The organism is Zoogloea sp. (genome assembly GCF_041908905.1).
GTDB lineage: Bacteria > Pseudomonadota > Gammaproteobacteria > Burkholderiales > Rhodocyclaceae > Zoogloea.
Genome location: NZ_JAYREK010000010.1, coordinates 48254 through 60643 on the forward strand (window position 1 = coordinate 48254; position 12390 = coordinate 60643).

The following is a 12390-nucleotide window of genomic DNA, read 5'->3' on the forward strand; positions in this document are numbered from 1 at the left end:
GCCTCAACCCGGCCCGAGGGCGGCGAGATCCGCAGGGGTGTCCACGTCCTGCAGCACACCGGGGTCATCGCTTGCAAGGGTGTGCAGCAGGGCCGCGTGCTGCCGGAGGATGGCGCGGGCCCCTTCATCCCCCTCGAGGGCCAGCAGGGCGCTCTGCCAGCGGGCCGCGAAGCCCACCGGATGCCCGCGCCGGCCGGCAAACACCGGCGCCGCCAGGGCTGCGCCGCCGGCGATGGCGGCCGCCACCTGCCCCAGCGTGGCCACCTGGATGCGGGGCATGTCGGCCAGCGCCACCAGCCAGCCGTCGGCCCCGGCGCTGGCCGCCACCCCGGCGGCGAGGCTGTGGCCCATGCCGCCGTGGGCCGCGGTGCAGCGCACCACCGCGAGCCCTTCGGCTTCGAGCAGCACGGCGAGGGCGTCCTGCTCGGGGCGCAGCACGGCAAGGCTGTCCGGGCAGGCGGCCCTCAGCGCCCTGGCCGCCGCGACGGCGACCGGCGTGCCGTCGGCAAGCGGCTGGAGCAGCTTGTCGGCGCCGAAGCGCCGCCCCTGCCCCGCCGCCAGCAGCACACCGCTGATGGATGCCACCGTTCAGCCCAGGCCGCAGCCGGCGCGGGCCGGCTCGGTTGCGGCAGGCCGGACGGACGGCACGCCGTTCTTCACCGCGGTCATCTCGGCGAGGATCGACACCGCGATCTCGGGCGGCGTGCGGCTGCCGATGGGCAGCCCGACTGGCCCGTGGAGGCGGGCGACCTCGGCCTCGGAGAGATCAAAGTACTCCAGCAGGCGCGCCCGCCGGGCCGCATCGTTGCGCCGCGAGCCCAGCGCCCCCACGTAGAACGCCGGCGACTTGAGGGCTTCGAGCAGCGCCATGTCGTCGAGCTTGGGGTCGTGGGTCAGGGCGACGATGGCGCTGTGGGGGTCGGGCTGCATCGCCGTCACCACGTCGTCGGGCATGCCCGCCAGCAACGGCGCGCCGGCCACGTCCCACTCGGTGGCGTATTCCTCCCGCGGGTCGCAGACGCTCACCGCGTAGTCGAGCGCCTGGGCCATGGTGGCCAGGTAGCGGCCGATCTGCCCGGCGCCGATGATCAGCAGCCGCCAGCGCGGGCCGTGGAGGGTGGCGAGGCGCTGCCCGTCCCAGCCCATGGCCTCGCCCCGGCAGGCGTCGGTCAGCGCCACGGCGCCGCTGGCGAGGTCCACCTCGCGCCGCACCAGTTGCCCGGCGGCGATGCGGGCGGCCAGCCCGGCGAGGGCGGCCATGTCGGGCGCCGGCTCGACGACCAGCTCCAGCGTGCCGCCACAGGGCAGCCCGAAGCGGGCCGCCTCATCCCGGGTCACGCCGTAGCTGAGCACGAAAGGCCGGCTGCCGCCGATGCGGCCACCCTGCATGCGCGCGACGAGGTCGTCCTCGACGCAGCCGCCCGACACCGACCCCTGCACCCGGCCGTCGTCCCGCAGGGCCATCCAGGCCCCCGCCGGCCGCGGCGCCGAGCCCCAGGTGCGGGCCACGGTGACCAGCGCCGCCCGATGCCCCGCGGCCTGCCAGCGGCCGAGGGCGGCGAGCACCTGCATGTCCTGGCTATCCATCGTGCGCCTCCCGCCCGGCGGCGCGGCTGAGGCGGGCAGACCCGCCATTCAGGGCCGCCATGCTCAGGCCTTCAGTGCGTCGGCCTGGAAGGGCAGACGGGTTAGCCACTTGCCGGTGGCCGCGGCGATCGCATTGGCCACCGCCGGCGCCACCGGCGGCACGCCGGGCTCGCCGATGCCGGTGGGGTTCTCGGCGGACTGCACGATGTGCACCTCGACCTTCGGCATCTCGTCGATGCGGATCGGCGCGTAGTCGCCAAAGTTGCCCTGCTCCACCACGCCGTCCTTGAGGGTGATCTCGCCGTGCAGCGCCGCCGACAGCGCAAAGCCCACCGACCCCTCCACCTGGGCGCGGACGTTGTCCGGGTTGATCGCCAGTCCGCAATCCACCGCCGACACGATGCGGTCCACCTTCACGCTGCCGTCGGCCTTCACCGTCACCTCGGCCACCTGGGCGACGAAGGAGTGGAAGGACTCATGCACCGCCACGCCGCGGCCACGCCGCTCGCCGGGCTTGCCCGCCGCCAGCGGCTGGCCCCAGCCGGCCTTCTCGGCGGCCAGCCGGAGCACCGCCGTGTGGCGCGGGTGCTTGCCGAGCAGCTTGAGGCGCAGCGCCACCGGGTCCTGCTTCGACTCGGCGGCCAGCCGGTCGAGGAAGGTCTCGGTGGAATAGGCGGTGTGGGTCGAGCCCACCGAGCGCCACCACAGCACCGGCACCTTGATGTCGGTGGGGGTGTGCAGCTCGACCTGCAAGTTGGGGATGGCGTAGGGCAGGTTGGCCGCGCCCTCCACCGACACCGCGTCGATGCCGTTCTTCACCATCGCCGGCTCAAAGGCCGAGCCGGCGATGATCGACTGCCCCACCAGCCGGTGGCGCCAGCCGCGGATGCTGCCATCGGCGTCGAGGGCCGCCTCGATGCGGTGGTGGAACAGCGGCCGGTAGTAGCCGGCCTTCATGTCGTCCTCGCGCATCCACACCAGCTTGACCGGCGCGCGGGTGCCGCTGGCCTTGACGATGGCCGCCGCCTCGCGCAGGTAGTCGGACTGGGTGCACGCCCGCCGGCCGAAGCTGCCGCCGGCGTAGAGCATGTTGATCTTCACCTTCTCGGGCGGCAGGCCGAACATCGCCGCCAGGGTGGCCTGGTCGACGGTCTGGAACTGCTCGCCGTTCCACACCTCGAGGCCGTCGTCGGTGCGCTGCACGACGCAGTTCATCGGCTCCATCGCCGCGTGGGCGAGGTAGGGGAAGTCGTAGCTGGCCGACACCACCCTGGCCGCGCCGGCAAAGGCGCCGGCCGTATCGCCGTCGCTGCGGGCCACCAGGCCGGGCCGGGCGGCGAGCTCGCGGTAACGGGCGAGGATCTCGTCGGAGCCCAGCTTGAAGGCCGCGCTGTCATCCCACTCGACGCCGAGCGCGTCGCGGCCCTTCCTGGCGCTCCAGGTGTCGCGGGCCAGCACGGCCACGCCGCCGGGGATCGCCACCACGTCCACCACGCCCTTGACCGCCTTCGCCCGGCTGGCGTCGAAGGCCTTGACCTGGCCGCCGAAGCGCGGCGCATGGGCCACCACCGCCACCAGCATGCCGGGGAGGTGCACGTCCTGGGTGAACTGCGCCGAGCCGTCGGTCTTGGCGGCGCTGTCCTTGCGCGGCGCGCGCCTGCCGATCAGGCGGAAATCCTTCGGGTCCTTGAGGGTGATGGTAGTGGGCACCGCTTCGCGGGAGGCCGCCTCGGCCAGCTCGCCAAACGTCGCCTGGCGGCCGCTGGCGGCGTGGCGCAGCACGCCCTCGGCCACCGTGATCTCGGCCGCCGGCACCTGCCAGCGCTTGGCTGCGGCGGACACCAGCATGGCCCGGGCAGTGGCGCCGGTCTCTCGCATCTGGCCCCAGGAGTTGGCCATCGCGGTGCTGCCGCCAGTGCCCTGGGCACCGAAGGCGAGGTTCTTGTAGCGCCTGGCGTCGGCCGGCGCGCCCTCCACCTTCACCTGGGCCCAGGCCGCGTCGAGCTCCTCGGCGACGATGGTGGCGAGGCCCGTGTAGGTGCCCTGCCCCATCTCCAGGTGCTTGGAGATCACGGTGACGGTGTTGTCGGCGCCGATGCGCAAAAAGGGCGTCGGCTCGAAGCTCGCGGCGGCGGCGCCGGGCCTGGCGGCGAGGCCGACGCCCGGCAGCGCCAGGCCGAGGGTGAGGCCCGCGGCCCCCTGCAGGAAGCCGCGGCGGGAGAGGTTCTGGATGGTCGTCATGCGGATCTCCTTACGCCAGGGCCTTGGCGGCTTCGTGGATGGCGGCGCGGATGCGCACGTAGGTGGCGCAGCGGCACAGGTTGCCGGCCATCGCGGTGTCGATGTCGGCGTCGGTGGGCTGGCGGTTCTTCGCCAGCAGGCCCACGGCGCTCATGATCTGGCCCGACTGGCAGTAGCCGCACTGCACCACGTCGAGCTTGCGCCAGGCCTCCTGCACCGCCTTGCCGACGCGGGAGGCGTCCACGGCCTCGATCGTGGTGATCTTCTTGCCGGCCACCGCCGACACCGGCGTGATGCACGAGCGCACCGGCTGTCCATCGACGTGCACGGTGCACGCGCCGCACAGGCCGGCGCCACAGCCGTACTTGGTGCCGGTGAGCAGCAGGGAATCCCGCAGGGCCCACAGCAGCGGGGTGTCGGGGTCGACGTCGGCCTTCCTGGGCTTGCCGTTCACGGTGAGCTGGGTCATCTCGAATCTCCATGGGGTGAAGCGTTTTTGTCTTGTCGGCGGGCCAGGAGTTCCTGGCCGTGAAGAGGTCGAATTTACCTCAAGGCCGGCCCACGGGCTTGACTTGTCACCAGTAGCCGGGCCGCCGGTTACCCGCCTTGATTTACCCGGATGCGTGTGCTTGACTGAATCAGCTGCAATGCAGGCGGAAGTATCCCCGGCCCTGGCCATGGCTCCTTTCGCATGCATTCTTCAACGACGGGAGGGCCGCGGGCTCTTCCACGGTGCATTGCGCCATCTGGCATCGGCACTGCCAGACCGCCTCACCCGCCACCGCAAAACAACCCTCCGGGCATGCGCCCGGCCCCTGCCGCTTCACCCTCGATGCATGGCGCGCCGCCCCCTGCGGCAGCCGGGAAGGGCAATGAAATGTTCATAGCTGGCGCCAGTGCAAGCCTGCGGCGGCTGATCGAGGATCAGCTGATCGCCACGGGCGGCCTCGACGGCTACGACGTGTCCCTGTTCTCCACGCGCCACTTCACCGGCTCGATCACCAACCGCGTCGCGCTGTTCCTGTACCGCGTCGAGGTGGACGAGGCCCGCCGCAACATCGACCTGCCCCGCCTGGCTCCCACCGCGCCCCGCCGCTACGCCCTCGGGCTGGAGCTGCACTACCTGCTCACCGTGTGGGGCAAGCAGAACGCCGAGGGCGAGCAGGTCATGCTGGCGCGCTGCATGGACATCCTCGACCGCCACGCCGTCGTCTCCGGCGCGTTGCTCGACCCCGGCTACCCCTGGGAGCCCGAGGATGGCCTGCGGGTCTCCCTCGCGCACCTGTCCACCGAAGACATGCTGCGCCTGTGGGACAGCCTGGAGCCGCCCTACCAGCTGTCGGTGCCCTACGTGGTGCGCACCGCCCGGCTGGCCGCCCGCGAGCGCCCCGAGCCGTCGATCACCGACAGCCGCAGCCTGGCCTTCGTCCCCGGAGTGCCGTGATGCTCGCTCCCGCCGACACGCCCCTCGGCTGGGCGGCCCGCCACGCCACAGAGAGGATCGCCGCGGTCGGCGTGCTGGCCCTGCGCATCCGGCGCCACCTCAGCGACGCCGCGCCGCCGGGGCTGGCGGCGATTCCGGGCCTGCGCATCACCGTGCCCGGCCACCCCGAGCGCCCCCTGTGGCATGAATCCACCGGCCTCTACGGCTTCCTGCGGCTGCCGCCGGGCGAGCAGCGGGTCGAGATCGTCGACCCCGCCGGCCGCTTCCAGGCCCAGGCCGTCACGGCCCAGGTGCCCGACCGCGGCAGCGTGAAGCAGGCCCTCGAAGCCGGCACGACCCCGGCGCCGGGCAGCCCGAAGCCGCAGATCCTCGAAGTCGCCCTGCGGCCCGCCCTCGGCCTGGCCCTGCCCCCGGGCAGCAGCGCCGTGTGGGGCGTGGTCAGCGACGGCGGACGCCCGGTGGCCGGCGCGCTGCTGGGCATCGCCAGCGTCTTCCGGGGGGCAGCAGACCACGTGCGCGCCATGAGCGGCCCCGACGGCAGCTACCTGCTGGTGCTGCCCTTCGAGACCATCGACCGCGGCGTGAGCCCGCCCCTGCGCCACTTCGAGCGGGCCGTCACGGTGCATTCACCGCGCCCGCCCCTGGCCGACGCCCTGGCCCGCCTGGGCTTCGCGGGCGGCCAGCCGGCCGATCCCTTCTCCCTCACGCCGGCCGCGCGCGACGCGCTCTACCGGCCCCGTGACTTTCAACTGCGCGACTCCGGCGGCGCCCTGCACCCGCAGGCGGGCGGCCAGAATCCGCCGGCTACGGTCTCCGTCGGCGAGCAAGTCCGGCTGGATATCGAGTTGTTACCCTGACCAAGATGGAGGCTCGAAATGCCTGAATACCTCGCCCCGGGAGTTTACGTCGAAGAAACCAGCTTCCGCGCCAAGTCCATCGAGGGCGTGGCGACCTCCACCGCCGGCTTCGTCGGCCAGGCCCGCTTCGGCCCCACCCGGGGCCTGCCGGTGCTGATCACCGGCTTCGAAGAGTTCCAGCGCTTCTTCGGCGACGGCGACGACCTGCTGTTCGCGGGCGTCCCCACCACCAACCACCTCGCCCACGCGGTGCGCCTGTTCTTCGAGAACGGCGGCAAGCGGGTGTATGTGGCCCGCGCCTTCCGGCCCGCCGCCGCCGGCTCGGTGGATGACAGCCGCTCGGTGAGCCCGGCCGTGCCGGTGCTCGGCAGCGACCGCTTCCTGCGCGCCCGCTTCCCCGGCCGCGCCGGCAACGTGGTGGTGCAGGTGCAGGCGCTCCGCAGCGGCAACCTGCTCACCGGCGGCGCCGGCAGCCGCACCGTGATGGGCGTGCGGCTGGGTGACGTGGTCGAGGCCATCACCGCCGCCAGCGCCAAGAACCGCCTGGTGGCCAAGACCGGCGCCGACGCCATCGAAGGCGCCAACCTCTACAGCGTCAGCTTCGACGCCGCCGGCCGGCCGCTGCTCACCAACGCCGCCGGCACCCTCGACCAGAACGCCGCCAGCCTCAACTTCGTCCAGAAGATCACCGTCGACCTCAGCATCGGCCCCAACCTCGACGGCTCCACCGGCGGGCGGGTCGAGGCCATCCAGCGCCTGTCCACCCACCCGGATTCCGACCAGTTCGTCGGCCGCATCCTGCGCCACGAAGACCCGGACGCCGGCATCGAGCCGCCCGCCGACCGCAGCCAGCGGCTGTTCTTCGACGCCGGCGCCGCCGGGCTGCCCAGCCTGCCGGCCCAGCGCACCAGCTTCGCCCGCGACCTGCTCACCGGCCTCGTCGCCGCCGCCCCGCTCACCCTTTCCGGCGGTAGCGACGGCATCCTCGCCGACAGCGCCACCTTCACCGGCGGCGGGAGCGGGCACGACGCCACCGGCCTCGCCGCGCTGGCCGAGATCGAGGACATCGCCATCGTCGCCGGCCCCGGCTCCGCCGCCCTCGCCACCTCCGACGACTGCCAGGCCGTGCGCGACGCACTGATCTCCCACTGCGAAACCCTGCGCTACCGCTTCGCGATCCTCGCGGGCCCCCGCGACGCCGATCAATCGCTGATCCGCGAGGTGCGCGGCCAGCACGATTCCAAGTACGCCGCCCTGTACTACCCCTGGCTCGTCGCCGGCGCGCCCGGCGGCGCCCGCGAGACGGTGCTGTACTCCCCCGAGGGCGCGATGGCCGGCATCTACGCCCGCAGCGACATCGAGCGCGGCGTGCACAAGGCCCCGGCCAACGAGACCGTGCGCGGCATCCTGCGCTTCTCGCGCAACGTCAACAAGGGCGAGCAGGACGTGCTCAACCCCGAAGGCATCAACTGCCTGCGCTTCTTCGAGGGCCGCGGCTACCGCGTGTGGGGCGCCCGCACCATCAGCTCCGATCCCGAATGGACCTACATCAACGTGCGCCGGCTGTTCATCTACCTGGAGCACTCCATCGACCGCGGGACCCAATGGGCCGTCTTCGAGCCCAACAACGAAGAGCTGTGGCTGAAGATCCGGCTGACCATCGAGGGCTTCCTGTACGACGTGTGGCGCAGCGGCGCGCTGCTCGGCGCGCGGCCCGAGGACGCCTACTTCGTGCGCTGCGACCGCACCACCATGAGCCAGTCCGACCTCGACAACGGGCGCCTGATCTGCCTGATCGGCGTCGCCCCCACCAAGCCCGCCGAGTTCGTGATCTTCCGCATCGGCCAATGGACAGCCGACGCCTCCATCGTCTGAGCGCCCCGCCGGCGATAACCGAATCCTCAAAGGAGACCCGCAATGGCCACCCTGCGTGAAGACCCCTACGGCCCGTTCAACTTCAAGGTCACCATCAGCCCGGCCAGCGGCGGCGAGTTCCGCGGCGGGTTCTCGGATGTCTCGGGCCTCAACACCGAGATCACCCACGCCGACTACCGCGAAGGCACCGACCCCGCCAACCGGCCGCGCAAGGTGCCGCTGATGTACAAGGTGGGCGACGTGACCCTCAAGCGCGGCCTGATCGCCTCCCTCGACCTCTGGAACTGGGTCACCCAGGTGCGCCGCGGCAACATGGACGCCCGCGCCACCGTGGTCATCCAGCTCCTGAGCGAAGACCACGCCGCCACCGTCGCCTCGTGGAAGCTCATCAACGCCCGCCCCTCCAAATGGACCGGCCCGACCCTGGCCGCCAAGGGCGGCTCTGACGTGGCGATGGAAGAGCTGACCCTGGTCTGCGAGGACCTGGAGTTCGAGTGAGCCGCCGCGGAGCCCGCCATGCGCCCCTCACCCGCCGCCCGCCGCCACTCCGCTGACCCGAGGAGCCGGCCATGAGCGTCGCCCTCCTGGGCAGCCTGTGGCGCCCTGGCCTGCCGCCCGGCGTCTACGAGGAAAAACCGGCCGTCGTCACCCGGCCGCGGGTGCGCCTCGATGTCGCGGCGCTGATCGGCCTCGCCGAGCGGGGCCCGGTGAACACCCCGGTCGCCATCGACGACGCGCGGCAGTTCGAGGCCCTCTTCGGCCGCGCGCTGCCCGGGCTCAACCTGCCGCTGGCGGTGCGCCTGTTCTTCGCCAACGGCGGCCGCCGCTGCGTGGTGGTGCGCTGCGTGGACCACCGCAACGTGCGCACCGCCCGCCTGCTGCTGCCCGGCCTCAAGGCCGTGCGCGGCCGCTCCCGCCGCCAGGCCCGCATCGCCGCCCGCAACCCGGGCAGCTGGGGCAACCGGCTCGAGGTGCGCTGCCGCATCGTCCAGCGCCCCCTCGCGCTGGGCTACGACGAAACCACCGGCCGCGTGCGGATCCCGCCCGATCGCCCCGCCATCGGCGCCACCCTGCGCCTGCTGGGCCGCCCGGCCAGCCCCGGCGCCGCGCCGCGCAGCCGCCTGTTCCGCGTCGCCGCCCCCGACGCCGCCAGCCCGGATCGCCAGCCGATACTCGTGCCGCAGCTCACCCACCCCTTCCTCGACCGGCAGCTGCTGCAGAGCGCCGTCGAGCTCACCCTGCGCCTCGACGTCTTCCTCGACGGCCGGCTGGTCGAAAGCTGGGACGACACCGCGCTGCACCCCGACCACCCGCGCTACCTGCCCCGCCTACTCGGCCGGCGCAGCGCCGCCGAAGCCCTGCGCCCGCCTCGCCTCGACCTCCCCGACCCCGAAAACCCCGTCGCCGAGGCCGACCGCCTGTGGGGCGCCGCCGGCGAACCCTGGGGCTCCGAATACCTGCGCCCGAGCGCGCTCCTGCGCGACGCCTGGCTGATCCCCGGCAAGGCCCTGCTCGCCACGCCGGCCGGCCTGCTGCTGTCGGCGGCCGAAATGCCCGTCTCCCGCCGCGGCCGCGACGCCACCGCCAGCACCGAGCGGCGCCACTTCTTCGACCCCACCGAGATGGACGCCGACGACGTGGCCGAGGACGCCGACCACCGCTTCGTGGTATTCATGTCCCGCCCCGGCGCCCTGGCCGCCCTCGACGGCTGGGACCAGGCCTTCCCCTTCGAGCCGATCGCGCTGGTGAGCCTGCCCGACCTGCTCCACCCGACCCCACCTGCGGCTGTCATCGACGAGCCGCAGGCGCCGCCCGAGCAGCCCTGCTTCGGCACCGTCTGCGCCCTCGCCCCGGCCACGCGCACCGCCCACGCCCTCGACTACCCACGGCTAGGCTTCGACGCCGCCTCGCTGCAGGGCGCCCAGCGCCAGCTCGTCGATGCCTGCGAGGCCCGCGGCGGGCGCATCGCGCTGCTCGACCTGCCGCCCGGGCTGCGCGCCGGTGACATCGTCCAGTGGCGCCACGCCCTGGCCAGCAGCCGGGCCGCACTGTACACCCCCTGGCTGCGGGTGGACGCCGACGGCAGCGCGCGCACGGTGCCGCCCTCCGCCGCCGCCTGCGGCATCACCGCCCAGCTCGAAAACGAAGCCGGCGTGGGGGCCGCGCCGGCCAACCGCCCGGTGCGCGGCGCCTTCGCCCGGGCCGACGACGCCGGCCTGCCCGAGCCCGGCTTTCTGTTCGAGGAGCACATCGACGAGATCCGCCGCACCGAACGCGGCCTGATGCTGCTCGGCGCCCGCAGCACCGCCACCGACCGCGACTGGACCCACCTCTCCGTGCGCCGCCTGATCGACTGGCTCGAGGCCCAGCTCGCCGCCGACCTGGCCTGGGCGCCCTTCGAGCCCAACGACGCCCTGCTGTGGTCGGCGATGGCCAGCACCGCCCGGCGGCGCCTGCGGGCGCTGTTCGACGCCGGCGCGCTGGCCGGCCGCACCGACGCCGACAGCTTCTTCGTGCGCTGCGACGCCAGCACCCACACCCAGGCCGACCTGGACGCCGGCCGCGCCGTGCTGCAGGTGGGCGTCGCCCCGGCGGTACCGGCCGAGTTCATCGTCTTCCGCCTGCTCCGCCACGGCGCCGACGAGCCCCGCATCGAGGTGATCTGATGCCCGCCGACAGCCTGCTCACCAATTTCAACTTTGCGGTGCAGATCGAGCTGTCGGGCCTCGGCGGCGACGAGGGGCTGGCCCAGGGCGCCCGCCGCGCCGCCTTCTCCGAGGTGCAGGGGCTGGAGATCACCCTCGAGCCGGTGAGCTTCCGCGAGGGCGGCTACAACCGCGGCGCCCGCCAGCTGGTCGGCAAGGCCACCCACCCGCCGCTGGTGCTCAAGCGCGGCCTGTCCCTCGACCCGGCCTTCTGGGCCTGGGTGCGGCGCTGCACCGACGGCACGTTTCCGCTGCCCTATGTGTCGGGCACGATCCGCATCTTCCAGGCCAACGGCAGCGGCTCGCAACCCGGCGTGTGGCGCTTCGAGAACGGCATCGTCAACCGGGTCAAGGCGGCCGACCTCCACGCCGCCGGCGGCCGCGAGGTGGCCCTCGAAGAGCTGCACATCGTCCACGAAGGCCTGAGCCGGGAGACGCCATGACGACCAGCCAGTTCCGCCGGGCCAAGCTGGTGCCCTTCGACGCGGGCGGACGCGACCCGCAGGAAGCCCGCGCGATCCCCCTCGACTTCAACCCCGAGACCCTCACCCTCAAGGTCTCCGGCGGCGAACAGCGCGACCGCGGCCGCCGCGGCCGCCAGCAGGTACAAAACGTCGGCGCTTCCAAGGCCACCCTGTCCTTCGAGTGCATCTTCGACTCCACCCGCCCCCGCGACGGCAGCGATGCGGACACCGGCAGCGGCGGCGAGGAGATGCTCGACGTACGTACCCGCACCAAGCCCATCGCCGACCTGCTGCAGGTGTACGGCAGCGGCCGCGAGCAGGCCCCGCGGCGGGTGCAGTTCCGCTGGGGCACGCTGATCTTCAACGGCGTCATCAGCCAGCACCAGGAGGTGTTCGACTACTTCAGCCCGAGCGGCGTGCCGCTACGCTCCAAGGTCAGCCTGACCCTCACCGAGCAGGAGTTCCGCTACGAGGTGAGCGCCACCGACGCCGCCCGGCGCCGCCAGGCCGTCGAGCAGGCCACCACCGGCGCCAGCGCCCGCAACCAGGCCGCGGCGGCAGGCGCCTCCAGCATCATGGGGAGCGGCGGCAATTTCGACCTGAGCGCCGGCTTCGAGCTGTCGGCGGGCCTCAATCTCGACATCGATATGGACGTCAGCCTGTCGGCGCAGCTGGGGCTCTCCGCCAGCCTCGGGCTGTCCGCCGACATCGGCGTATCGGTGGGGGCCGGGATCGAGCTCGACGCCTCGGCCGCCGTCGACCTGTTCGGCCCGGCCGCGCTGGGCACGGGGGCCGACCTCGGGCGCAGCGGCGTCACCCTGCCGCAGCCCTCGCCGGGCCTCGCCACCGCCGGCATGCCGCCCAACCCGTGGGCACCGGACGGGCCCGCTCCCGGCAGCCGCGCCGCGGGCCTGGCCGCCGTGGTGAGCAGCCAGCGGGCCGGCGGCGCGGCCTCGGCCAACACCGCCGCCCTCTCCGCCGGCGCGGCCCGCCCGCCCCTGCCGGTGCGCGGCAGCCCGCCGCTGGCCCCCCTGCGCACGCCCGCCGTCGGCGCCCCGCTGTTCGCCCCCCGCAGCACCCCGATACCCGCCGCGGCCGGAGAGCGCCGGCCCACCTGGGAAACCCTGCCGGCGGCCACCACCCCCGCCGCGCCCCGCGCCACCGCCATCGCCGCCCCGTGCGCCTGCGGCTGCCGGCGTTGCACCGGAGGCTGAGCC

11 protein-coding genes are annotated in these 12390 nt (G+C 73.5%); 7 read left to right on the forward strand and 4 right to left on the reverse strand.

Going from position 1 to position 12390, the window contains the following annotated elements:
* Positions 1–3: 3 nt before the first annotated feature.
* From ACE3OU_RS08130 to ACE3OU_RS08145, 4 genes are all read right to left on the reverse strand, one after another.
* Positions 4–585, reverse strand: a complete 582-nt coding sequence (locus ACE3OU_RS08130; RefSeq protein WP_374241047.1) for an NTP transferase domain-containing protein — start codon at positions 583–585, stop codon at positions 4–6.
* Between the two features lie 3 nt (positions 586–588).
* Positions 589–1587, reverse strand: a complete 999-nt coding sequence (locus ACE3OU_RS08135) for an XdhC family protein (protein ID WP_374241048.1) — start codon at positions 1585–1587, stop codon at positions 589–591.
* Between the two features lie 63 nt (positions 1588–1650).
* Positions 1651–3828 (reverse strand): molybdopterin cofactor-binding domain-containing protein, encoded by a 2178-nt coding sequence (locus ACE3OU_RS08140; RefSeq protein WP_374241049.1) that lies wholly within the window; start codon positions 3826–3828, stop codon positions 1651–1653.
* Between the two features lie 10 nt (positions 3829–3838).
* On the reverse strand, positions 3839–4297 hold the full coding sequence (locus ACE3OU_RS08145) for a (2Fe-2S)-binding protein (RefSeq protein WP_374241050.1): 459 nt from the start codon (positions 4295–4297) through the stop codon (positions 3839–3841).
* Between the two features lie 408 nt (positions 4298–4705).
* On the opposite strand from ACE3OU_RS08145, the gene ACE3OU_RS08150 reads away from it, so the two are divergent.
* The 7 genes from ACE3OU_RS08150 to ACE3OU_RS08180 all read left to right on the forward strand — a co-directional run bounded on the left by ACE3OU_RS08150 (position 4706) and on the right by ACE3OU_RS08180 (position 12387).
* The gene (locus ACE3OU_RS08150; protein WP_374241051.1) at positions 4706–5272 is read left to right on the forward strand and encodes a DUF4255 domain-containing protein; all 567 of its coding nucleotides are present in this window, start codon (positions 4706–4708) and stop codon (positions 5270–5272) included.
* Positions 5272–6129 (forward strand): hypothetical protein, encoded by an 858-nt coding sequence (locus tag ACE3OU_RS08155; RefSeq protein WP_374241052.1) that lies wholly within the window; start codon positions 5272–5274, stop codon positions 6127–6129. The genes ACE3OU_RS08150 and ACE3OU_RS08155 overlap by 1 nt, the downstream gene beginning before the upstream one ends.
* Positions 6130–6147: 18 nt before the next feature.
* On the forward strand, positions 6148–8004 hold the full coding sequence (locus ACE3OU_RS08160; protein WP_374241053.1) for a phage tail sheath family protein: 1857 nt from the start codon (positions 6148–6150) through the stop codon (positions 8002–8004).
* Positions 8005–8046: 42 nt separating this feature from the next.
* Positions 8047–8502, forward strand: a complete 456-nt coding sequence (locus ACE3OU_RS08165; RefSeq protein ID WP_374241054.1) for a phage tail protein — start codon at positions 8047–8049, stop codon at positions 8500–8502.
* A gap of 71 nt (positions 8503–8573) precedes the next feature.
* Complete coding sequence (locus tag ACE3OU_RS08170) at positions 8574–10670, forward strand: phage tail sheath C-terminal domain-containing protein (protein ID WP_374241055.1); 2097 nt, start codon at positions 8574–8576, stop codon at positions 10668–10670.
* Positions 10670–11152, forward strand: a complete 483-nt coding sequence (locus ACE3OU_RS08175; RefSeq protein ID WP_374241056.1) for a phage tail protein — start codon at positions 10670–10672, stop codon at positions 11150–11152. Before ACE3OU_RS08170 ends, ACE3OU_RS08175 begins: the two co-directional genes overlap by 1 nt.
* Entirely contained in the window at positions 11149–12387 is a 1239-nt protein-coding gene (locus ACE3OU_RS08180) for a hypothetical protein (protein WP_374241057.1), read from the forward strand. The genes ACE3OU_RS08175 and ACE3OU_RS08180 overlap by 4 nt, the downstream gene beginning before the upstream one ends.
* Positions 12388–12390: the final 3 nt, after the last annotated feature.